Annotated in this window: 22 protein-coding genes; 10 read left to right on the top strand and 12 right to left on the bottom strand. The window is 68.4% G+C overall.

The window, feature by feature from the left end; genetic code table 11:
• Positions 1-14 precede the first annotated feature (14 nt).
• The 7 genes from GAS53_RS42135 to GAS53_RS42105 form a co-directional block, all read right to left on the bottom strand.
• A complete protein-coding gene (locus tag GAS53_RS42135) occupies positions 15-1439 on the bottom strand; it encodes an ATP-binding protein (protein WP_151483058.1) in 1425 nt (474 codons plus the stop codon).
• 6 nt (positions 1440-1445) lie between these two features.
• Complete coding sequence (locus tag GAS53_RS42130; protein ID WP_151483057.1) at positions 1446-3005, bottom strand: SCO6880 family protein; 1560 nt, start codon at positions 3003-3005, stop codon at positions 1446-1448.
• A complete protein-coding gene (locus tag GAS53_RS42125; RefSeq protein ID WP_151483056.1) occupies positions 3002-4333 on the bottom strand; it encodes a hypothetical protein in 1332 nt (443 codons plus the stop codon). The genes GAS53_RS42130 and GAS53_RS42125 overlap by 4 nt, the downstream gene beginning before the upstream one ends.
• Entirely contained in the window at positions 4323-5162 is an 840-nt protein-coding gene (locus GAS53_RS42120) for a hypothetical protein (protein WP_151483055.1), read from the bottom strand. The genes GAS53_RS42125 and GAS53_RS42120 overlap by 11 nt, the downstream gene beginning before the upstream one ends.
• Before the next feature lie 195 nt (positions 5163-5357).
• Positions 5358-5666 (bottom strand): hypothetical protein, encoded by a 309-nt coding sequence (locus GAS53_RS42115; RefSeq protein WP_151483054.1) that lies wholly within the window; start codon positions 5664-5666, stop codon positions 5358-5360.
• 468 nt (positions 5667-6134) lie between these two features.
• Positions 6135-7025: an SDR family oxidoreductase gene (locus GAS53_RS42110; RefSeq protein ID WP_151483053.1), complete on the bottom strand. Its 891-nt coding sequence runs from the start codon at positions 7023-7025 to the stop codon at positions 6135-6137.
• A gap of 9 nt (positions 7026-7034) precedes the next feature.
• Positions 7035-7484, bottom strand: coding sequence for an SRPBCC family protein (locus GAS53_RS42105; protein ID WP_151483052.1), 450 nt, complete (start codon positions 7482-7484; stop codon positions 7035-7037).
• A gap of 305 nt (positions 7485-7789) precedes the next feature.
• Here GAS53_RS42105 and GAS53_RS42100 point away from each other — a divergent pair, with 305 nt between their 5' ends.
• The 5 genes from GAS53_RS42100 to GAS53_RS42080 all read left to right on the top strand — a co-directional run bounded on the left by GAS53_RS42100 (position 7790) and on the right by GAS53_RS42080 (position 11677).
• The gene (locus GAS53_RS42100; RefSeq protein WP_404829407.1) at positions 7790-8179 is read left to right on the top strand and encodes an ArsR/SmtB family transcription factor; all 390 of its coding nucleotides are present in this window, start codon (positions 7790-7792) and stop codon (positions 8177-8179) included.
• The gene (locus GAS53_RS42095) at positions 8176-8820 is read left to right on the top strand and encodes an SRPBCC family protein (protein ID WP_151483050.1); all 645 of its coding nucleotides are present in this window, start codon (positions 8176-8178) and stop codon (positions 8818-8820) included. Before GAS53_RS42100 ends, GAS53_RS42095 begins: the two co-directional genes overlap by 4 nt.
• A gap of 152 nt (positions 8821-8972) precedes the next feature.
• Positions 8973-9719, top strand: a complete 747-nt coding sequence (locus GAS53_RS42090; RefSeq protein ID WP_151483049.1) for a trypsin-like serine peptidase — start codon at positions 8973-8975, stop codon at positions 9717-9719.
• 66 nt (positions 9720-9785) lie between these two features.
• The gene (locus GAS53_RS42085) at positions 9786-10793 is read left to right on the top strand and encodes a C40 family peptidase (protein WP_225859421.1); all 1008 of its coding nucleotides are present in this window, start codon (positions 9786-9788) and stop codon (positions 10791-10793) included.
• Positions 10794-10975: 182 nt separating this feature from the next.
• Positions 10976-11677, top strand: a complete 702-nt coding sequence (locus tag GAS53_RS42080) for a phosphatase PAP2 family protein (protein WP_151483047.1) — start codon at positions 10976-10978, stop codon at positions 11675-11677.
• Positions 11678-11798: 121 nt separating this feature from the next.
• Here GAS53_RS42080 and GAS53_RS42075 read toward each other — a convergent pair whose 3' ends face one another.
• On the bottom strand, positions 11799-13352 hold the full coding sequence (locus tag GAS53_RS42075; RefSeq protein WP_151483046.1) for an FAD-binding oxidoreductase: 1554 nt from the start codon (positions 13350-13352) through the stop codon (positions 11799-11801).
• Between the two features lie 541 nt (positions 13353-13893).
• On the opposite strand from GAS53_RS42075, the gene pstS reads away from it, so the two are divergent.
• The 4 genes from pstS to pstB all read left to right on the top strand — a co-directional run bounded on the left by pstS (position 13894) and on the right by pstB (position 18009).
• On the top strand, positions 13894-15015 hold the full coding sequence (gene pstS / locus GAS53_RS42070) for a phosphate ABC transporter substrate-binding protein PstS (protein WP_151483045.1): 1122 nt from the start codon (positions 13894-13896) through the stop codon (positions 15013-15015).
• Positions 15016-15123: 108 nt separating this feature from the next.
• The gene (gene pstC / locus GAS53_RS42065) at positions 15124-16128 is read left to right on the top strand and encodes a phosphate ABC transporter permease subunit PstC (RefSeq protein WP_151483044.1); all 1005 of its coding nucleotides are present in this window, start codon (positions 15124-15126) and stop codon (positions 16126-16128) included.
• The gene (gene pstA, locus GAS53_RS42060; RefSeq protein WP_151483043.1) at positions 16125-17183 is read left to right on the top strand and encodes a phosphate ABC transporter permease PstA; all 1059 of its coding nucleotides are present in this window, start codon (positions 16125-16127) and stop codon (positions 17181-17183) included. The genes pstC and pstA overlap by 4 nt, the downstream gene beginning before the upstream one ends.
• A gap of 49 nt (positions 17184-17232) precedes the next feature.
• Positions 17233-18009, top strand: a complete 777-nt coding sequence (gene pstB, locus GAS53_RS42055) for a phosphate ABC transporter ATP-binding protein PstB (protein ID WP_151483042.1) — start codon at positions 17233-17235, stop codon at positions 18007-18009.
• 272 nt (positions 18010-18281) lie between these two features.
• On the opposite strand, the gene GAS53_RS42050 is transcribed toward pstB, so the two are convergent.
• Complete coding sequence (locus tag GAS53_RS42050; protein ID WP_151483041.1) at positions 18282-19280, bottom strand: inorganic phosphate transporter; 999 nt, start codon at positions 19278-19280, stop codon at positions 18282-18284.
• 7 nt (positions 19281-19287) lie between these two features.
• The gene (locus GAS53_RS42045) at positions 19288-19908 is read right to left on the bottom strand and encodes a DUF47 domain-containing protein (RefSeq protein WP_151483040.1); all 621 of its coding nucleotides are present in this window, start codon (positions 19906-19908) and stop codon (positions 19288-19290) included.
• 203 nt (positions 19909-20111) lie between these two features.
• On the opposite strand from GAS53_RS42045, the gene GAS53_RS42040 reads away from it, so the two are divergent.
• Complete coding sequence (locus tag GAS53_RS42040) at positions 20112-20483, top strand: metal-sensitive transcriptional regulator (RefSeq protein WP_151483039.1); 372 nt, start codon at positions 20112-20114, stop codon at positions 20481-20483.
• Positions 20484-20589: 106 nt separating this feature from the next.
• On the opposite strand, the gene GAS53_RS42035 is transcribed toward GAS53_RS42040, so the two are convergent.
• Both GAS53_RS42035 and GAS53_RS42030 read right to left on the bottom strand, forming a co-directional pair.
• Positions 20590-20784 (bottom strand): hypothetical protein, encoded by a 195-nt coding sequence (locus tag GAS53_RS42035; RefSeq protein WP_192583508.1) that lies wholly within the window; start codon positions 20782-20784, stop codon positions 20590-20592.
• A gap of 136 nt (positions 20785-20920) precedes the next feature.
• A complete protein-coding gene (locus GAS53_RS42030; RefSeq protein ID WP_151483038.1) occupies positions 20921-21760 on the bottom strand; it encodes a hypothetical protein in 840 nt (279 codons plus the stop codon).
• Positions 21761-21860: the final 100 nt, after the last annotated feature.

Below are 21860 nucleotides of genomic sequence, written 5' to 3'. Positions count from 1 at the left end.
CTCGGGCCGCTCCCTTACGCCACCGTGGACTCGGACGAGTCGTCGAGATCGCTCAGGTGTTGCTCCATGAAGGCGGCTGCCCGTTCCTCCGCCTCCAGTTCGGCCGCGCGCAGGGCGTCGTCCGTGAGGTGGTCGGCGGACGACTCGGTCATGGCGCGGTCCGTGAAGACGAGCGGCCGCTCGGTCTCGGTGATCAGGTGTTTGACCACCTGGACGTTGCCGTTGACGTCCCACACCGCGATGCCCGGGGTGAGGCTGGGGATGATCTCGACCGCCCATCTGGGCAGGCCGAGCACCCGTCCGGTCGATCGTGCCTCGTCGGCCTTCTGGGCGTAGATCGTTCTGGTCGAGGCCATCTTGAGGATCGCCGCGGCCTCCTTCGCGGCCGCCCCGTCGACGACGTCGGACAGGTGGTGGACCACCGCCACGAACGACAGACCCAGTCGCCGTCCGAACTTCAGCAGGCGCTGGAAGAGCTGGGCCACGAAGGGGCTGTTGATGATGTGCCAGGCCTCCTCGACCAGGAAGATCCGCTTCTTCCGGTCGGGGCGGATCCAGGTGTGCTCGAGCCACACGCCGACGATCGCCATGAGGATCGGCATGGCGATGGAGTTCCGGTCGATGTGGGACAGGTCGAAGACGATGAGCGGGGCGTCCAGGTCGATGCCGACCGTCGTGGGGCCGTCGAACATGCCCCGCAGGTCGCCGTCGACCAGGCGGTCCAGGACCAGGGCGACGTCCAGGCCCCACGCCCGTACGTCGTCTATGGCGACGTTCATCGCCTCCGCCGACTCCGGTTCGGGGTGGCGCAGTTGCTCGACGATGTCCGTCAGGACGGGCTGGCGGTCGAGGATGGTCTCGTTGACGTAGGCGTGCGCGACCTTCAGGGCGAAGCCGGAGCGCTCGTCCAGGCCGTGGCCCATCGCGACCTCGATGATCGTCCGGAGCAGCGCGAGCTGTCCGGTCGTCGTGATCGCCGGGTCGAGCGGGTTGAGCCGGATGCCCATGTCCAGGGCCGCTGTCGGGTCGAGCCGGATGGGAGTTATGCCCAGCTCCTGGGCGATGAGGTTCCACTCACCGACCCCGTCCTCACCCTGTGCGTCGAGGACGACGACCTGCCGGTCCTTGAACCTCAACTGCCGCATCACGTACGTCTTCTCGAGCGCCGACTTGCCGTTGCCGGACTCTCCGAGGACCAGCCAGTGCGGCGCCGGGAGCTGCTGTCCGTACAGCTGGAAGGGGTCGTAGATGTACCCCTTCCCGGAGTACACCTCGCGGCCGATGATGACGCCGGAGTCGCCGAGGCCGGGCGCGGCGGTCGGCAGGTAGACGGCCTGGGCCTGGCCGGTGGACGTGCGCACCGGCGGTCGGGTCGTCTCGACCTTGCCGAAGAGGAAGGACGTGAAGGCTTCCGTGAGGACGGACAGCGGATCCCGCATAGAGTCCTACCTCCGGATACCGGTCGCGAACGGGAGCGTGTTGACGAAGGCACGATGGTGCTCGCGGTCGCACCACTCGAGCTTCAGGTACGACTTGCCGGCCGAGGCGCGGATGGTCCGCTTGTCGCGGGCGAGGGCCTCGGGGTTGCGGGACGAGACGGTGATGTAGCCGACGAGGTTGACGCCGGCGGCGCCGCTCGCGAGGTCCTGGCCGCGCTGGTCGACGCGGTTGTGCGAGGCGACGTCGCGCGGGTCGACGGTCCGGTTCATCTTCGCCTGGCGGCTGGCCTCCGCCTCGTCGTTCGTCTTCTCGGTCAGCATGCGCTCGATGGCGACCTCGGTGGGTTCGAGGTCCATGGTGACGGCGACCGTCCGGATGACGTCCGGGGTGTGGACGAGCAGCGGGGCGAGGAAGTTGACACCCACCGGGGTCATCGGCCACTCCTTCACCCAGGCCGTGGCGTGACACCAGGGGGCGCGGGTGGAGGACTCGCGGGTCTTCGCCTGGAGGTACGTCGGCTCCATGGCGTCCAGCTCGGCCGGCCAGGCGTTCCGCTTCGTCATCGCCTGGATGTGGTCGATGGGGTGGTCCGGGTCGTACATCGAGTGCACGAGGGAGGCGAGCCGCCCCTGTCCGAGCGGCTGGCGCACCCGGATGTCGGCCTCCTGGAGGCGCGAGCAGATGTCGGTCAGCTCGCGGGCCATGACGACGGCCAGTCCGGAGTCCTTGTCGAGCTTCTTGCCGCCCTTCGGGCGCGCGGCGCGGGCCATCGCCTGGGCCTCGGCGGCGAGTTCGCGGGAGTAGTGCATACAGGCGACGAGGTAGGCGCGGTGCTGCTCGCTGCTCGTCGACACCATGGACTGGAGCTGGTCGTACGACTGCTGCAGCCAGCCGGGGGCCCGCTCGTCGCCGCGTACGACGACGTCCTTGGCGTGGGCGTCCGGGTCGGCGGGGAGCGTACGGGCGAGCATCTGGAGGCGGGTGACGAAGCCGTCGCCGTTCGCGACGTGCTTGAGCAGCGTGCCGAAGCGGTCGACGAGGGCTTCCTGGTCCTCGCTGTCGCGCAGGCCGACGCCCGGGCCCTCGATCTCGATCGCCGCAGTGACGGTTTTCCGGTCGGCGTGCAGGAGGACGGCGATCTCGTCCGGGCCGAAGGGCGCCGCGAGCCAGGTGATGCGTCCGATGCCCGGGGGCGGGCCGACCTCGATCTCGCGGCCGTCGATATGGGTGCCGGCCTCCATGGCGTTGCTGCGGTAGGCGGTGCCCTGGCGGAGGCCGCGCTTGTAACTGCGGTTGATCTCGAACCACTTGTAGAAGGTCCGCCGCTTGTACGGCACGTACACCGCGGCCAGTGCGAGCATCGGGAAGCCCATGAGCAGGACGATGCGCAGGGAGAGCACGGGGACGAGCAGGCCGCACATCATACCGAGGAACGCGCCCGCGATGATCAGCGCGATCTCGCCGGACTCGCGGTTCCGGCCGACGACCGCGTTCGGCCGGGCGCGGCCGATCAGATATGTACGGCGGGGCGTGACCGGATGGGACACATGGGACTCGGTCGTCAACGCCCTTCACCTCCCGTGCGGTTGTTGCTGCTGTTGCGTGTGTTGCCGGCGTGGGGGGTGTTCACCGGGCTGCTGCGTGGCGGGGGTGCGGCGGTCGGGACCGATCCGCCGCCGCCCGAGGATCCGCGCGAGCTGTGCGCGGCGACACCGCCGGACGCGGGGTTCGCCGGGCGGGAGCCGCTGTTGTTGCCGCCGCCTCCGCCGCCGCCGTTGTTGTCGGCCCGGGTGCTGTGGGTCTTGATGCCCTGGGCGACGAGGGTGGCGGGGGAACTGATGACGGCCGCGGCCTTGCCTTCGGCGCCCTGCATGATGCGGTTGTTGCGGGAGTTGGCGATCTCGTCGCCGAAGCCCGGTACGAAGCGGTAGATCATCGCGCTCGCGAAGATGGCGAGCAGGATGATGGCGAGGCCGGAGACGACGGCGGAGAAGGCGTCAGGGCCGTCCTCGGCGGACAGGGCTCCCGCCAGGCCGAGCACGATCACGATCACCGGCTTCACGAGGATCACGGCGATCATGATGCCCGCCCAGCGGCGGACGTGGCCCCAGAGGTTCTTGTCGACGAGCCCGGCATACACGACCGTGCCGAGCAGCGCGCCCACGTAGAGCAGCGCGGCGCGGATCACGAGCTCCAGCCACAGGACGCCCGCGGCCAGGATCGACACGAGCGACACCACGATCAGCATGATCGGGCCGCCGCCGATGTCCGTGCCCTTGCTCAGGGCGCCGGAGAAGTTGCCGAAGAACGTGTCCGTCTGGTTGCCGGTCGTCTTGGCGAGGACCTCCGCGACGCCGTCCGTCGCCGATACGACGGTGTAGAGGATGAGTGGCGTGAAGGCCGACGCCAACACCGTCAGCCAGAGGAAGCCGATCGCCTCCCCGATGGCCGTGCTGAGGGGGACACCTCGTACGGCTCGCTTGGCCACCGCGAGCAGCCACAGGAGGAGGGTGAGGATCGTCGACGCGGCGAAGACGACCGCGTACTGCTGGAGGAACGTGGGGTTCGTGAAGTCGACGGTCGCCGTGTTCTTGACCGCTTCACTGAGCTTGTCGATGGTCCAGGAGGCGGCGTTGGCACAGCCTTTTGCGAGGGAGGCCAAGGGGTCGAGGGTGTCGGTTACGCCGGGGGCGGGGCTGGTGTCGCCTTTGTCGCCGTTGCCGCGTTCGCAGTAGTCCTTGGCGGGGCCGACGATCAGATCGCAGTTGTCGTCGGACGGCGAAGGGGTCGGCGTCGGCGCTGCGGCCGCGCGCGTGGCGAGCAGGACGAGCGTGGTCTGTACGGCTGCGACGGCGGCGGTGACCTTCAGTACGCGGCGCGGGCTACCGGGCATACGTGAAGCCTCCGTACTCTTCGACGGCCTTCGAGATCTCGTCGGACGGCGAGACCGTGTTGTCGCCGTTCACCGGCGCCGGGCCTTCCTTCTGGGAGAAGCTGTCGACCTTCCAGTCGCCGTCGGCCCACCGCAGCTGAAGCGTCATGGTGAACCAGTCGTTGCTGACCGGGTTCTTCGAGTCGTCCCCCGCCGTGCCGAACACACCCGTGCACCAGACCTCGACGGTCGCCGTGCTCTCCGAGTAGTCGGTGACCTTGGTGCCGACCGGCATGGTGCGTGAGACGTAGGTCTGTCCCGCGGCCGCGTTGCCGTTCTCGTCCAGGCCGACGTTGCTCAGGAACTCCTTGGAGTACGCCTTGTCCAGCTTGTCCTCCAGTGCGGCCACCTTGTCGGCGACGAACACCTGCTGGACGATCTCGCTCCGCCGGGCGGGCTTGAGGATGTCGGCCGAGACCAGCACCACCGAGTAGTTCGCGGCGGCCGACTCCACGCCCTGCTGGTCATGCGCGAACCCCGACGGGATCCCGCCCGCCTTCGCCTCCACCGGCCGCTGCCCCGACGCAGCCGTAGGCGCGGTCTCCGCCTTGTCCCCGCTCCCGTCGCCCGACCCGGAATCATCGCCACCACGGTTCGCAAAGGCGATGGCCGCAATCAGGAGCACTACCACACCCACCACTGTGACGAGGCTGCGGGACGACGAGCGGCCGCTGCGTCGTGCGCCGCCGTAGACGTCACTGGCACCGTCCGGGAGCCGCGTGCGGGTCTGGCCGGTACCTCCGTAGCCGCCGTCGTCGCCGCGTGCTCCGTGCTCGTCGCCGAGACTCATGCCGCGTACGCCCCCTCAACCTCGTGCTGAACCGCGTAGTACGACGGTAGCCGCGCTGGTTCCCGCGCGGGCGCGGTGTGGTGACTCGACATCAGGGAAACGCAACCTCAGCCGGTGGGCACGACGGACGGGTGGGTTGGAGGGGGACCGGGCGTGCCCGGCCGGGTCTGAGGGCGCCGAGCCGGCGGCCGCCGCCTAGACGGCCATGCCGTACACGATGGTGAAGAGCGTGCCGAGTGAGCCGATGATGAAGACTCCGGTGAGGCCCGCGATGATGAGACCCTTGCCTTGTTCGGCACTGAAGGTGTCGCGGAGGGCTGTCGCGCCGATACGTTGCTTCGCCGCGCCCCAGATCGCGATGCCGAGGCAGAGGAGGATGGCGACCGCCATCACGACCTCGATCATCACCCGCGCCTCGTTGCCCAGGCTGCCGAAGGGGCCCCAGTCCGGGGCGATTCCGCCGATGATCGTGTTGATGTCGCCCTTTTCGGCTGCGAAAAGCATGTAAGTCACCGCCCCTAGTGGGTTGTTCTGCACCCCCTGCCACTCTGCGCAGAGGTCAGGGTCATTCTCGCTGACAATGACGCTGTCGTATGTCGACTTGGCGTCATTGATTGGCGGGTTTCGGTCGGATCCCTTGTCACCGGCCCTCGCGGGGCCCTTTCGGGGGCGGGGGACGGTATACAAGGAGGCGTATGGTCACTCTGTGTATCACGGCAGGTCACGCCGGGCAATGAAGTAGAACCGGAGTCGAACCGGAACCTGGCTTGTGGTTCCGTCGTTAACCCCTGTTACGCGACTTCCGCGGGCGGCCACCGACTCCGCCCACCCATCGAGCCCGACACCGTCCCATGTGCGCCGGTCCGTCGTGCCGATGTTCTCCGGGTCGTACGTCTCCTGGTGAGTAGACACCGCCCGTTTTGCCCTCGGGGAAGGCTATCTCGGGTGGGGGCGGGGGGATGTGGCGGGGTGTCAGATGCTCTTCGGCCGACCGGTGGACGGCTCGGTGCCGAGTTCCCGGCGTGCCGTTGACGCCAGGGAGGTGGGCTCCCGGTCGAGGAGGTAGCGGAGCACGTTCGGGTTTGCCGGGTAGCCGGCGTCGTACTTGGCGAACATGGCCACCATCTCCGCCGCTGTTCTCCGGGAGACGGACGGGGGGAGCGGGGGCCGGCTCGAAGGGAGTTCTTCGAGTCGCAGCTCGCGGGCCGTCGCCTCGGCGATTCGGTTCAGCATCTCCTCGGTGGTCAGGCGCTCGGGGCCGCCCAGTTCGTAGGAGGCGTAGGCGTGCAGGGCGGGGGCGGTGATCACCCGGCCCACTGCCTCCGCCACGTCCGCGAGGTCGACCAGGTTGAAGTGGGCGGCGGGGTTCCAGGGGATGCCGACGACGCCGTCCGAGGCGGAATCGACCAGGGCGAGCAGGGTCTGCTGGTACATCGTCGGCTGGATCGTGGTCCAGCTCAGCGGGGCCTCGCGCACCTGTGCCTCGACGTTCCGTTTGCGCAGGTGGTGCGGTACGCCGGGGAGGTGGGCGTGGAGGACCGAGTAGTAGACGAAGTGGCTGATGTGCTGCGCTGACGCCGCCTTCAGGGCGTGGGCCGCGTGGGACTCCTCGGACGCGTCGAAGGGCGGCGCGATGAACATGAGCGTCGTCAGGTCTCGGAGCGCCGGAGTCAAGGACGCCGGGTCGTCGAGGTCGATCCGTGCCGTATCGCTCGCGCCCGCCTTCAGCGCCGCCTCGTCCGAACCGGCGCTGTGCACGAGACCTCGGGTCCGGAGGCCGCGCCGGGCCAGTTCGCGGACGACGTAACGCCCGGTCTGGCCGCCGGCTGCGGTCACTCCGACGTACAAGGGCGAGGGGGTCATCGGCTCCGACTACCCCACGCTCGAGCCCTCAAGCCGCTTCTTCAGCTTCCGATAGCTGATGGGCGCGCCCTTCCGCGCCCGGCGGCGGACGAGCGGGAGGAGGGGTACGCCGATTCCCTGGGGCGCGAAGTCGAGGGCGAAGGTGACGCGGGAGCGGGTGCCCTCGGCGAGCGGTTCGACGGTGATGTCCATGGCCGGGCGGAGAGGGCCGTCGAGGCCGCGGACGGCCCAGTGGGCCGGTGAGTCGAACTCCGTGACCTCCTGCGTCATCGTCCGCTCGGTGCGGCCGATTCGGCGGGTCGTCGTGAACCTGGCGCCCACGTCGTGCGGGCCGTCCTTCTCCGTACGTACGCGCACGACGTCGCCCTGCCACTCGGTGAACCGGGTGGGATCGGTGATGTAGGAGAAGACCTCACCCGGTGGGCGGGTGATCTCGATGGTGGATATGAGGGGTGACATGGTTCGCCCTCTCTCCGTTGTCGGGTCGGTCGGGTCGGGTGGGTCGGTTTGTGTGTGTTGTCGGGGTGCCGTGACGGGTGTCGGTCTGTTGTCGGTCCGCTGCCGTCGTGACGGATCCCGTTTCTCCTCTCTCCTGTGACGGATCGCGTGGCCGTGATGTGACGGGTTTGGCGGGTTGGCGGGTTGGCGGGTCGGCGGGTTGGCGGGTCTGCCCGGACCGGCCGCCGTCCGGGCGGGCATGGCGACGGGCGTGGAAGTCAGTCATGGCTTTATTTGCTTGTGCTTATATAAGTGGGTGGTGATACATTGCCTCTGTGCACGCATTCGATGTACTAGGTGACCCCGTGCGCCGTCGGATCCTGGAGTTGCTCGCCGACGGTGAGATGAGCTCCGGGGCCGTGTGCGAGGTCATCCGGGAAGAGTTCGGGATATCGCAGCCGGGCGTCTCGCAGCATCTGAAGGTGCTGCGGGAGAACGGTTTCGCCACGGTCCGGCCGGAAGGGACCAGGCGGCTCTACGCGGTGAACTCCGACCCGCTGCGCGACATCGACGCGTGGCTGGACCGCTTCCGGCGCTTCTGGACCCCCCACCTCGACGCCCTGGCCACCGAACTGGCCCGTGGCAAACGCGAGCGCCGGCTCCGTGAGTCCGGCGACGGCAGCGACGACCCCTCACAGCGGAGGAACACCCCATGATCGACGTCACCCATCAGATCAACGCCGTGCGGCGCCACGTCGGCAGCCGCGTCTTCAAGGCGGGCGAGGCACACGTGGTGAGCCTGAGCCAGACGTACGACTCGACGGTCGAGGACGTGTGGGACGCCTGCACCAACCCCGAGCGCATCCCGCGCTGGTTTCTGCCCGTCTCCGGAGACCTCCGCCTCGGCGGCAAGTACCAGCTGGAGGGCAACGCCGGCGGCACCGTCGAGCGCTGTGACCCGCCGAAGGGCTTCACCGCCACCTGGGAGTTCGACGGGAACGTCAGCTGGATCGAGCTCCGGCTGACCCCCGCGGCAGAGGGCGGTACGCGCTTCGAGCTGGATCACATCGCCCCCGACGACGACGAGAAGTGGGCGCAGTTCGGGCCCGGTGCCGTCGGGATCGGATGGGACATGGCCCTCATCGGTCTCACCCTGCACCTGTCCTCCGGCGCGCCCGTGGATCCGCAGGAGGCCATGGCCTGGTTCGGGAGCGAGGAAGGGCGCCGGTTCGTGACCCTGAGCAGTGAGGGGTGGTACGCCGCGAGTGTCGCCGACGGCGAGGACGAAGGCGTGGCGCGGGCTCGGGCCGACCGCACGACCGCCGCGTACACCGACACCGGTGAGGGCGAGTCGTGACGCCGGCCTAGGGTGTGCCGTTCTCCATGCCCTCCACACCCTCGATTACTGATCGTCTGTGATCGTCCGCTGACCGGCCCCTGACGGGTTCACACGGGATTCTCAGCCGCGCTCAGGAATTCCTCTCACCTCGTGTGGCAAGGCTTTTCCCGATGAAACGCCCCACCCGTCTCCCCGGTGTCCGACGGCACCTCCTCCTCGCCGTCGTCGTCCTGCTGGCCGCCGGCTCGATCCCCGCGGCGGCCGCGCACACCCCCGTACCGCTCGGCGTCACCGAGACGGCTCCCGCGACCCCCCGTAATGACCGGGTCGGAGTGCTCAGCAGGGACGGGGTGCATTTCTGCACCGCCTCCGTGGTGCGCAGCGAGCGGCGGGATCTCATCGTCACGGCCGCTCACTGTCTGGGCGGTGGCGGGGACCTCGTCTTCGCGCCCGGGTATCGGGACGGGCGGGCGCCGTACGGGGAGTGGGCCGTGACGCGGACGTACGTCTCCGCGGGGTGGGAGGGGCGGAAGGACGAGGACAGCGATGTCGCGTTCGCTCGTGTCGCTCCCCGGAGCGACAAGGAGGACAAGGAGATCGAGGATGTCGTGGGGGCGAACACCCTCGGCAGGGGTCATCGAGGGACCGGTCGGGCTGTCACCCTCGTCGGGTATCCCAAATCCCGTGAGACGCCCGTCAGTTGTACGAACCTGACCGCGGCGTACGGAGACAGCCAGCAGCGCGTCGCCTGTCCGGGGTTCAGCGGCGGGACCAGCGGCAGCCCTTGGCTGGACGGTCGCGGGCACGTCGTCGGGGTGCTGGGCGGGCATCTTGAAGGCGGGGACACGGATGACGTGTCGTACAGCGTGGTCCTGGGGGACGAGGCCGCCGAGCTGTACCGGACGGCCGGTGGATGATCATTCCGTGGCGGGGCGGGCGCCTCTACACTGACGCTCGGCGGACTACCGTGCGGCGAGGGGCGGTTGACGGTGCGTAAGGCGTGGATCGTGGCGACCGTCGCGGTGGGGGCGGGGCTCAGCTTCGTCATGCTGCTGGTCGTCGGGGTCTACATGACCGCCGGGAACCTCGCCAACGGCGTGGGGCAGGGGGCCCGTGGCCTGGCCAAAGGGGCCGTACCCGCGGCGTATCAGCCGCTCGTGCAGAAGTGGGGCAATCTGTGCAGCGCCATTAATCCGGCACTTCTCGCCGCGCAGCTGTATCAGGAGAGCGGGTTCAATCCCAACGCCAAGAGTCCGGCCGCCGCGCAGGGGATAGCGCAATTCATCCCGGGAACGTGGGCCACGCACGGAATCGACGGCGACGGGGACGGCGACCGCGACGTATGGGACCCGAATGACGCGATTCCATCGGCCGCGAAGTACGACTGCACGCTCGCGAAGTACGTGAAGGACGCGCCCGGAGACCCGACGAAGAACATGCTCGCCGCGTACAACGCGGGGGCGTACGCCGTCATCAAATACGGGGGCGTGCCGCCGTACAAGGAAACCCAGAACTACGTGAAGACGATCACGACGCTGGAGGACAGCTTCGCCGCTCCGGTCGGTCGTGTGCAGCCCTCGCAGCAGGCCGCCGGCGCGATCTACTACGCGCAGAAGAAGCTCGGGACGCTCTATCTCTGGGGCGGGAACGGTACCGCTGACCAGGGAGGACGCTTCGACTGCTCGGGGCTGACCAAGGCCGCGTACGAGAGCGTCGGGATCAAGCTGCCGCGCGTGGCCAACGACCAGTACAACGCCGGGCCGCACCCCAAGCGCGACGAGCTGCTGCCGGGGGATCTGGTGTTCTTCTCGGACGACCTCACCAACTCCCGGGCCATCCGGCACGTGGGCATCTACGTGGGCGGCGGGTACATGATCGACGCGCCTCGGCCGGGGGCCGTGATCCGGTTCGACCCGATCGACACACCCGACTACTTCGGGGCGACCCGGGTCACCGAAGATGGCGCGAAAGCATTGCCTACCTCTGTGTGAAACCCTCCCCTGAGCTGCGGCGATGTATCTCTCTTCGATAACGTCTGAGTGATCATTCGGTGGAGGGTGGAACGTACTGAAGGGGAGTGTGCGTTCCTGATGACGTAGCCGACGACGGGGGTTGATGGCGCGGCGCACCGGAGGTGCGCCGGGAAGATGACGACGAAGGGGCCGAAGGCACCATGGCTGGTCTCGCCGAATCCGGATCGAACCCTGACGTCGACCTGCTGTACGACATCAATGGTCTCGCCAAAGACGCGCCGCGCTGGTTCGACCGCGTCATGGAGTTCGTGGGTGAGTGGGGGCTCCTGCTCGCCATGGTGCTGCTAGTGCTCTGGTGCTGGCTCGCTGTGCGGCGGAAGGGCGGGGAGAGTGCCGCCTCCTCCGTGGCCGCGTTGGTGTGGGCGCCGCTTGCCGCCGGGATCGCCGTACTCGTGAATGTGCCGATACGGGGCTTTGTGGAGCGGCCTCGGCCTTTTGTCGACCATGACGGGCTCGATGTTCTTGTCGGCGGCAAGACCGATTACTCGTTTGTCAGCGATCACGCGACTCTCACCATGGCCATGGGGGTCGGGCTTTTTGTCGCGCATCGGAAGTTCGGGCTTGTGGGGATAGGGATCGGGCTGCTTGAAGGGTTCTGCCGGGTTTATATGGGCGTGCACTATCCGACCGACGTGATCGGTGGGTTTGCCCTGGGGACCGCGGTTGTGCTGCTGCTTTCGCCGCTTGCCACGGCTTTGCTGACGCCTGTTGTGGCGGCGGTGGAGAGGTCGCCTCGGGTTGGGTGGTTGATCCGGGCGGGAGGCTCCGCCGGGGAGCAGGGAAAAGTGATTCCCGGGGCCCTGAGTGAGGCCGAGGTGGAGGAGCGGGACCTGGCGGCGTAGGCAAGGGGCTTCTGGCGTTCGTTGCCGGGTGCGGGTTGGTGGGGGCTGATCGCGCAGTTCCCCGCGCCCCTAAAGGGGCTCCCCAGGCCGCTGAGCCCGAAGGTGTCATGCGGAGTCGTGGCTAGAGCGCCTGTGGGAACTTGAAGAAGCCGCTCGGGTCGTACTTCGTCTTCAGGGTCTTCAGGCGGGGTGCCGCTGAGCCGTAGTAGGCCTCTCGCCAGTTTGTGAGAGTGGGGTCTGTGTAGTTCTGGTAGGCCGCGCCCGAGGCGTGCGGCCTCATCGCTGTGTGGGTCTGCGTCAGCCAGGACTCGGACGTCGCGCCCGAGGTGCCCGGGCGCCAGGCCGCGATGTACTGGGCCAGCATGCGGGACCGGCGGTGGACGAAGGCCGTTGCCGTGGGGTCGACTCGGTTGATCGCGCCGCCGAGGGCTGTCAGGGCGATGCTGCCTGTGCCGCCACGGACCGCGGTGATCTGGGACAGCAGGGTCTGGATGCCCGCCGCCCCGATCGAGCGGTCGAAGAAGTCCGAGCGGGCCGCGTATGTCTCGCGGCCGAGTGCGCCCTCGGGGGAGCGGCCCGGTGTCGGGCCGGGGAGGTGGCACTGGGCGTCGGTCGGGAAGGTCGAGCAGCCCGCGTACACCTCCATCGACTCCTCGTAGGAGCGGCGCTTGAGGGAGACGCTGCGGGCGGAGGCGCCGATGCGGGTGGCGAGGCGGTCGACGGCGTTCTGGAGTTCGCCGTACGTGCCGAGGGAGAACGCGGAGACGGAGATGGTGGGCGTGCCGCCGGCCGCGTTCGCGAAATGGCAGGAGGACCAGATCTCGTCGGGCTGGTCGGGGCCCCACTCCTGCCAGGCGCTGATGACGGCGGCGGCCCTGGACCACGGCCAGGACATGAACGCCGAGACGCCCTGCGGCGCGGGATGCGTCTTGAAGCGGAGTTCGGTGACGACGCCGAAGTTGCCGTTGCCCGCGCCGCGCAGGGCCCAGAACAGGTCCTTGTTCTCGGTCGGGCTCGCGGTGAGCTGCTTGCCGTCGGCCGTGATCAGCGTCGCCTGCGTGAGGCTGTCGCAGGTCAGGCCGTAGGCACGGGACACCACGCCGTGGCCGCCGCCCAGCGTCAGGCCCGAGACGCCCACCGTCGGGCAGGAGCCCGCCGGAATCGTGACGCCCTTCGCGGCGAGCGCACGGTAGACGTCGATCAGCTTCGCGCCCGCGCCGACCACGGCCTCGTTGCCGGACGCCCGGACCTTGGAGAGCTTCGACACGTCGACGATCAGGCGGCCGTTGCCCGAGGACCAGCCGGCGTACGAGTGGCCGCCGTTGCGGATCGCTACGCGGATGTCGTGGGAGCGGGCGTACGAGAGTGCCGTACGGATGTCGTCGGCGTGGGAGACATACGCGACTGCCGTCGGCCTGAGTGCGTCGAAGCGGGTGTTGTAGAGCTGGCGGGCCGCCGCCCAGCTCGCGTCGCCCGGGCGGCTCAGAGGGCCGTCGAGGTCCTTGGCCAGGGCCTTCCAGTCCGCCGCGGCGGAGGCGCCGGTCGGCTTGAGCGGCGTACCGGACGTACGGGGCCCGCCGCCGCCGGATCCCGGGCCGGAGCCGCCCGTGCACGCGGCCGTCGCCGTCGTCGCCGCCAGTGCGGCGGCGCCGCCTATGAACGTACGCCGTTGCATGTGCGCCTCCCCTTGTTCCAGGGAACGAGACGGGCTTCGGTTCCGGCGGGTTCCAGTGCGGGCTCTGTTTAAGGCAGGAGTTCCGGCCGTTGTCGGGTGGGTGCGGGTTCGTCGGGGCTGGTCGCGCAGTTCCCCGCGCCCCTATGGGGCGCCTGGGCTACCGTCGGATTTCGGCCAAGGGTGGGTCGGCCCGAGCCGGGGCGAGTAGGTCGGAAGCGGAATCGGCGAAAGGTGGGGAAAGGTGGGTGGAGGATTCGAAGGACGCGCTTCCGCTCTTCGGGACCCTCGCGTGTTCTCCCCGTGAGCATTCCGTGACCTCACCGCACTGACGGCAGGGGTTCACCTTCCGTTCACTCACGGCCATTGGCCGCTTCACCTGATCTGCCTAATTTCGGCCTTACCCGGTGCGTGGTGCGAGCGGAAGCGCGCCCACGTGCCACTCGATGAAGACAGTACGACGGCAGTCTCGTGCGGACGAGAGGCTGCACCACGACCTCGCACGCCGCCAGCAGACGGCGGCTCCTGGAAGGAACTCCCGAAAGTGAAGCTTCAGCGCAAGAACCGGCTTCGCGCCCTTTCGCTCGGTGCTGTCGCCGTCACCGGCGCCCTGGCGCTGACGGCGTGCGGCTCCGACGACACCGGCGACACCGGCAACGGCGAGAGCACTGCCGCCAACAGCGCCATCAAGTGTGACGACGCCAAGGGCGAACTGCTGGCCGCCGGCTCCTCCGCGCAGAAGAACGCGGTGGACGCCTGGGTGAAGGCGTACACGGCCTCCTGCAAGGACGTTCGGATCAACTACAACCCGAACGGCTCCGGCGCCGGCATCACCAACTTCCTCCAGGGCCAGACCGCGTTCGCCGGCTCCGACTCCCCGCTGGACGCCGAGGAGATCGCCAAGTCCAAGGAAGTCTGCAAGGACAGCCAGGCGATCGACCTGCCCGCGGTCGGCGGCCCGATCGCGGTCTCCTACAACCTGCCGGGTGTGGACGGCCTGGTGCTGGACGCCAAGACCCTGGCCATGATCTTCAACGACGAGATCAAGACCTGGAACGACGAGGCGATCGCGAAGCTGAACCCGGAGGCGAAGCTTCCCAGCACCAAGATCCAGACGTTCCACCGCTCGGACGACTCCGGCACCACGGACAACTTCACCAAGTACCTGAAGGCCGCGGCCCCCGAGAACTGGAAGTACGAGGGCGGCAAGGCGTGGGAGGCCAAGGGCGGCCAGTCCGCCAACGGCTCCTCCGGTCTCGCCCAGCAGGTGAGCCAGACCGCCGGCGCGATCTCCTACATGGAGCTCTCGTACGCCAAGGACGCCCAGACGGTCAAGATCAAGACCGCGGCCGCCGAGCCGGCCGAGGCCACCGTCGACAACGCCACCAAGGCGATCGGCGAGGCCAAGGTCGTCGGCGAGGGCAACGACCTCGCCCTCGAGCTGAACTACGAGCCGAAGACGGACGGGGCCTACCCGATCACCCTCGTCACGTACGAGATCGTGTGCGAGAAGGGCAACAAGGCGGAGACCCTCGCCGCCACCAAGTCCTTCCTCAACTACGTCACGAGCGAGGAGGGCCAGGCGATCCTGAAGGACGCCAGCTACGCCCCCATGCCCGAAGAGATCATCACCAAGGTCCGCACGACCGTCGCCGGCCTGAGCTGACCTGAGTGTGCGGCCCGCCCCCGGTGAAACCGGAAGCGGGCCGCACCGTCCGGTGCACCGCCGCCTGGAGCCCTCCACCCCAAGGGGCTCCGCAGACCGGAGAACTCCATGGACATATCTACTCAAGACGCACCAGTACCGCCCCCCACCACCACGCCGACCGCCGAGCAGAAGCGCGCCGCACGAGGCGCCACCCGCCCCGGAGACCGGATCTTCCTCGGTCTCTCCCGCGGCTCGGGCATCCTCCTCCTGGTGATCATGGCCGCGATCGCGGCCTTCCTCACCTACCGTGCGATCGACGCCATCTCCGCGGACGAGGCCAACTTCTTCACCGCCTTCGAGTGGGAGGCCAACTCCACCCCGCCGAGGTTCGGCATCGCGGTCCTCGCCTACGGCACGATCGTCTCCTCGATCATCGCCATGGTGATCGCGGTCCCGATCTCCGTGGGCATCGCGCTGTTCATCACGCACTACGCCCCGCGCAGGCTCGGCGGCCTCATCAGCTACGTGATCGACCTGCTGGCCGCCGTCCCGTCCATCGTGTACGGCCTCTGGGGCGCCCTCGTTCTCGTACCGAACCTGAAGGGCCTGTACGGCTGGCTCGACGCGTACCTCGGCTGGACCGGCATCTTCAGTTGGCAGGGCCTCGAGCCGCGCTCCCTGTTCGCCGTCGGCATCCTGCTCGCGATCATGATCCTGCCGATCGTGACGAACGTGAGCCGCGAGGTCTTCCGCCAGGCGCCGCAGATGCACCAGGAAGCCGCGCTCGCCCTCGGCGCCACGCGCTGGGAGGTCATCCGCATGTCAGTGCTGCCCTTCGGCCGCTCCGGCGTGATCTCCGCCTCGATGCTGGGCCTCGGCCGCGCGCTCGGCGAGACGATGGCCGTCGCCACGGTGCTCTCGCCGAACTTCCTGATCGAGGCCAGCCTGCTCGACGGGGGCGGCGGCACCTTCGCCCAGAACATCGCCAGCAAGTTCGGTGAGGCCACCGAGACGGGCCGGGACGCTCTGATCGCCTCCGGTCTGGTCCTGTTCGTCATCACCCTGCTGGTCAACGGCGCGGCACGCATGATCATCGCCCGCCGCAAGGAGTACTCGGGGGCCAACGCATGAGCAACGTCGTCATGGACAAGCGCCCCAGCACCCTGCAGGGCGCGAGGCTGCCCCGCTGGACCCCGTGGGCGGTCGCCCTGGGTTCCGTGGGCGCGGGCCTCGGCATCAGCGCCGCCGCGGGCCTGGACAGCAAGATCCAGTGGGCCCTGATCGCCGCACTGCTCTTCGTGCTGGTCAACTACGCGCTCGGCGTCAAGGTCGAGGGCAGTCGGCAGGCCAAGGACCGGGTCGCGACCAGCCTCGTCTGGGTCGCCTTCCTGCTCGCCGTCATCCCGCTGGCCTCCCTCATTTGGGAGACGATCAGCCGCGGTGTGAAGGTGCTCGACGGCTACTTCCTGAGCCACTCGATGGGCGTGGTCGCCGACACCGAGCCGGGCGGCGGCATCAACCACGCCATCATCGGCACCCTGGAGCAGGTCGGCCTCGCCACGGTGATGGCCGTGCCGGTCGGTGTGCTCACCGCGATCTACCTCGTCGAGTACGGGCGGGGCAGGCTCGCCAAGTCGGTCACCTTCTTCGTCGACGTCATGACGGGCATCCCGTCGATCGTCGCGGGTCTGTTCATCCTGGCCATCATGCTCCAGCTGGAGCTGCAGCCCTTCGGGTTCGCCGGTTCGCTCGCCCTGGCGATCCTGATGATGCCGGTCGTGGTCCGGTCCACGGAGGAGATGCTCAAGCTCATTCCGAACGAGCTGCGCGAAGCCTCGCTCGCGCTGGGTGTCCCGAAGTGGCGCACCATCATCAAGGTGGTTCTGCCGACCTCTCTCGGTGGTATCACCACCGGAGTGATGCTCGCGGTCGCGCGCATCGCCGGTGAGACCGCGCCGGTCCTGCTGCTGGTGTGGGGCAGCGCCTTCATCAACAACAACCCGTTCGAAGGCGCTCAGGCCTCGCTGCCGCTCTACATCTACCAGCAGTACGCGAACAGCGCGGGCAACGCGGCGGCCTACGACCGTGCCTGGGCCGCGGCGCTCACCCTGATCATCATCGTCATGATCCTCAATCTCGCGGCCCGCGGCATCGCCCGCTGGAAGGCCCCGAAGACCGGTCGCTGACGCGGCCATACAGCGACCAGACTTACCCCGCGAAAGAAGCAGTGATCCCATGGCCAAGCGAATCGACGTAAGCGGACTGACCGCTTACTACAGCGCCCACAAGGCAATCGAAGACATCTCGATGACGGTCGAGCCGCGTTCGGTGACGGCCTTCATCGGCCCGTCCGGCTGCGGCAAGTCCACGTTCCTCCGCACGCTCAACCGCATGCACGAGGTCACGCCCGGGGGGCGGGTCGAGGGCAAGGTGCTCCTCGACGACGAGGACCTGTACGCGAACGGTGTCGACCCCGTCAACGTGCGGCGCACCATCGGCATGGTCTTCCAGCGGCCGAACCCCTTCCCGACCATGTCGATCTTCGACAATGTGGCGGCGGGGCTGAAGCTCAACGGTCAGTACAAGAAGTCCGAGCTGAACAATGTCGTCGAGAAGTCGCTCAAGGGCGCCAACCTCTGGAACGAGGTCAAGGACCGTCTGAACAAGCCGGGCTCCGGGCTGTCCGGTGGTCAGCAGCAGCGTCTGTGCATCGCCCGTGCGATCGCCGTCGAGCCGCAGGTTCTGCTGATGGACGAGCCCTGCTCGGCCCTCGACCCGATCTCGACCCTCGCGATCGAGGACCTGATCGGTGAGCTGAAGGAGCGCTTCACGATCGTCATCGTGACGCACAACATGCAGCAGGCGGCCCGTGTGTCGGACCGTACGGCGTTCTTCAACCTCTCCGCTGTCGGGCAGCCCGGTCGGCTGATCGAGATCGACGACACGGAGCGGATCTTCTCCAACCCGTCCGTCCAGGCGACCGAGGACTACATCTCCGGCCGCTTCGGCTGATCCCGCCGTTTCTCCGGTCCTCCAAGACCCCTCGCGGTGCTGCATGGCGGTGCCACCGCGGGGCCCAATAGGGCCCGCCTCCCGGCTCCCGGGGGGTGGGCCCGTTGGCTTTCTCCCGCCCCGAACCCCCGCACCTCAAACGCCGGAGGGGCTGATTTTCAGCCCGTCCGGCGTTTGAGGACGAGGCCGCTAGGCCGACAGCGGGGGTCTGGGGGCGCAGCCCCCAGGGATGGGACGGGTAGGGGCGGCGGGGGCGAGAACAGGCCCGGCCCCTACAGGAACGCCAGGTTCACGATCCAGAAGCTCGTCGCCGCGACGAGCGCCGCCGCCGGCATGGTGATGAACCAGCCGAGGACGATGTTCTTGGCGACACCCCAGCGGACCGCGTTCACACGCTTCGTGGCACCGACGCCCATGATGGCGGAGGTGATGACGTGGGTCGTGGAGATGGGCGCGTGGAAGAGAAACGCCGTCGTGAACATGATGGACGCACCCGTGGTCTCGGCCGCGAAACCCTGCGGGGGGTCGAGCTCAATGATCTTGCGACCCAGCGTACGCATGATCCGCCAGCCACCCGCATACGTGCCCAGGGACAGCATCACCGCACACGCGATCTTGACCCACACCGGGATCGGATCACCCGCGTCCTCCACATCCGCGATGACCAGCGCCATCACCACGATGCCCATCGTCTTCTGGGCGTCCTGGAGGCCGTGACCGAGGGCCATACCGGCCGCCGACACGGTCTGCGCGATACGGAAACCGCGCTTCGCCTTGTGGGGGTTGGAGCGGCGGAAGATCCACATGATCGCGCACATCACCAGGTATCCGGCGAGCATGCCGACGACCGGGGAGACGAACATCGGGATGACGACCTTCTCCAGGACGCCGGACCAGATCACACCGATGCCGCCCGCGAGCGCCGCGCCCACCATGCCGCCGAACAGCGCGTGCGAGGAGGACGAGGGCAGGCCGAAGTACCAGGTGATCAGGTTCCACACGATCGCGCCCACCAGGGCGGCGAACAGGATCCACATGCCCCTGTTGCCGTGCGGTGTCTCGATCAGGCCCTCACTGACGGTCTTGGCGACCCCGCTGCCGAGGAACGCGCCGGCGAGGTTCATCACCGCGGCCATCGCGAGCGCCGCACGCGGCGTCAGCGCGCGCGTGGACACGGACGTGGCGATGGCGTTGGCCGAATCGTGGAAGCCGTTGGTGTAGGTGAATCCGAGCGCGACGCCGATGGTCACGATCAAGGCGAAGGTGTCCATGAAGGGGTCAGGACTCCTTGACCGCGATGGTCTCCACCGTGTTGGCCACGTGCTCGAAGGCGTCGGCGGCCTCTTCCAGGACGTCGACGATCTGCTTGAGCTTCAGTACCTCGATGGCTTCGTACTTGCCGTTGAAGAGCATGGCCAGCAGCTTGCGGTGGATCTGGTCGGCCTGGTTCTCGAGGCGGTTGACCTCGATCCAGTACTCGGTGAGGTTGTCCATGGTGCGAAGGTTCGGCATGGCCTCCGCGGTCAGCTCGGCCGCCCGCGCCAGTACCTCGATCTGCTGCTCGACGCCCTTCGGCAGGTCCTCGACGTTATAGAGGACAACCAGGTCGACGGCCTCCTCCATGAAGTCCATGATGTCGTCGAGGGACGAGGCGAGGTTGTAGATGTCCTCACGGTCGAACGGCGTGATGAACGAGGAGTTCAGCTGGTGGAAGATCGCGTGAGTGGCATCGTCACCGGCGTGTTCAGCGGCCCGCATACGCTCTGCGATCTCGGCCCGGCCGGACGAGTCCGCCCCGAGCAGTTCCATCAGGAGTTTCGAGCCCGTGACGATGTTGTCCGCGGATGCGGCGAACATGTCGTAGAAGCTCGTCTCCCTGGGGGTCAGACGAAATCGCACGTGGGGTCCTCGGATTGCTTCGGTTTCAGTCAGGCTGATGCTAGGTGCATCATCCGGCCACGGCTAACCGGCCGCCCACCAGTGTCGCCCATCGGGCAAAGTGATCAGCACGGGGTCCTTCGAGGACGTTGCCCAAGGGCCCTATACCCAGCAAAGTTCGTTACCATATACCCAGTAGGGGTATCAGTCAGCAGGAGGACGCGATGACGACCACCGAGGCCGGCGCGACGGCGCCCTCCGGAGAGGTCCAGGAGGCCGGAGCCCAGGAGATCGTGACCGATCACGACCGCGGGATCCACGGCTACCACAAGCAGAAGGACGAGCACCTCAAGCGGCTGCGCCGGATCGAGGGCCAGATCCGTGGCCTGCAGCGCATGGTCGACGAGGACGTCTACTGCATCGACATACTCACCCAGGTCTCCGCCTCCACGAAGGCCCTCCAGTCCTTCGCCCTCCAGCTCCTCGAGGAGCACCTGCGTCACTGCGTCGCGGACGCGGCCGTCAAGGGCGGCGCGGAGGTCGACGCCAAGGTGGAGGAGGCCACGAAGGCGATCGGACGGCTCCTGCGTACGTGACCCTCCGGGGGTGGAACCGGTAAGGCTTGTGCGTTGTCTGCGGGTTGTCGTCGGCTGGTCGCGCAGTTCCTCGCGCCCCTGAAGGGGCGCCTGCCCGCGACCGGTGTCACTCGTCGGCGTCCGCTCCGTGTTCCTCTAGGAAGCGTTCTTCTGCCAACTTCAGCACCTCGTCGATACGGTCCGGGCTGAGCCGGTCCTCGCGGGCGGTCGAGGCAGCGATGATCAGGTCGCCGCACAGCTCGATCTCGGCGAGGGCCACGTGGTCCTGAACTGCCGTACCGCGCGCCGGAGCCACGTGCATCACCTCTTCCTGCCGTCACCGACTTCCTAGAGTAGGGAGCGGCCTACGGACAGCGCATGGCACCAACGGACCATTTCCGGCCCCGCACATTCCGGCCTCCCGCCGTCCGGTCCCTCTGCCGTTCTCCGTCGTTCCGCTACTCGGCGATCCGCCCGGCGAAGATGTCCTTCGCGTCCGGCAGCCGTACGTCGACGGGGGCCCCGAAGTCGTACAGCAAGGTCGTGGAGGAGACCGCGACCGTGCCCTTCTGCTGCCCGTTCACGAAGCTGAACCGGTGGCGGACCTTGCGCAGACGTCCCTGGTCGTCGAGGTAGGCGTCGAAGGGGACCGCCGTCGTGGCGAAGCCCTTCGCCGCCGCCTGCAGGGACGCCCGGTTGCCGGCCGAGGCGCCGCGTGCGGCCGCGCCGAGGTCGGCGGTCCCGCGGTAGTGCCGCACGGGAGTGCCCGCGACGGACGTCTTCCCCACGTACGTCGCCTTTCGCGTGCCCCGGAGCAGCTCGGCGGCGGCGAACGGGTCGGTCGCACCGCCCGTGACCAGGTTCCCGTCGGAGAGCGTGGCCGTGTCGACGCGTACCCACTTGTCCGCCGGGACGCCGGCGCCGCGGTTCTTCATGTAGAGGGCGCCCGGCGCGAGGAGTTCGGTGATCGGGCGGTGCTGGTCGGTGCCGGCCGGGTCCTGGGGGAGGAGCACCTTCAGGCGGCCCATCTGGTCCCCGTAGTCGTAGACACCCTCGCCGCGGATGGTCACGCGGGTGCCGCCGATGGCCATCTCCATCGACGTACGGGCCTTGGAACTGCCCGCGCCCACCAGGTTCCCGGCGGCCTGGCGGAGCGTCTCGACCGGGTCCCGGGCGGCTCGCGCGTCCTCGGCGGCGGCCCCGCTTCCCGAGCATCCGGCAGTGCAGACCATCACCCCCGCCGCCGCGGCGGCCAGGGCGACCGCACCGCCCCTGCGCCTTTGCTGCCGCTCCACCATCGCCTGCCTACCCCCAGCCGGGCCGTCTCCTTACGCGGGCCTCCTGTCGTTCCGCTTAACGACGGGTGGGGGGTGTTGTCACGCCGGGGCACTGCCCGGG

The sequence above is a fragment of the Streptomyces albicerus genome (assembly GCF_008905045.1).
GTDB classification, from domain to species: Bacteria; Actinomycetota; Actinomycetes; order Streptomycetales; family Streptomycetaceae; genus Streptomyces; species Streptomyces albicerus.
The sequence above is the reverse complement of the archived record's forward strand: the minus strand, read 5'-3'. Positions and strand labels throughout refer to the sequence as shown.